A 487-nucleotide genomic window follows, 5' to 3' on the forward strand; every position below is an offset into this window, starting at 1 on the left:
GGTGGTGAAGTGGAGGAACCATGGAGGCGCGTAGACCGAGGGAGTTGGCGTGGTGTTGGGTGTTGTGCATGCGGCTAGCGCGATTATCAGCATCGTGAATGCTGATGCTGTGAGAAGTGTTCGCGCTCGGCGGGTTTGGTGTGTCATGCGCCGGGGTTCGGACTCCAGGACCAGCCGGGGCTGTTGGGTGCGTTGGTTTGTTCGGGGATGTGGGCGGCTGCGCATTGGCGTACGGCGAGGCTCGGTGGCTGGTCGAAATCGGGATCGGTGTCGTTGACAACTTGCCAGTCGCCGAAGACGTTGTGAATCGGATACCAGTGCGGGCCGTGCTGGTTGGCCGGCGGCGGGGCCCCGGTGCGCCGGTAGGTGAGGACTTCGCCGCTCCAGCCGGGGCCAGTTTCGCAAATCGTGGGCTCTTGTGATGTAGGTGTGGGTGGTTTGAGCGTGGCGTAGGGCGCAACGCCGGTGTCTCGCTTAAGGTTTGGTT

At 63.0% G+C, this 487-nt stretch carries 1 pseudogene; it reads right to left on the bottom strand.

The window, feature by feature from the left end:
* Window positions 1–143: 143 nt before the first annotated feature.
* Window positions 144–487: pseudogene (locus tag ACLQ3C_RS21520) on the bottom strand (hypothetical protein); the annotation flags it as partial.

The organism is Gordonia sp. DT30 (assembly GCF_049844915.1).
Lineage (GTDB): Bacteria > Actinomycetota > Actinomycetes > Mycobacteriales > Mycobacteriaceae > Gordonia.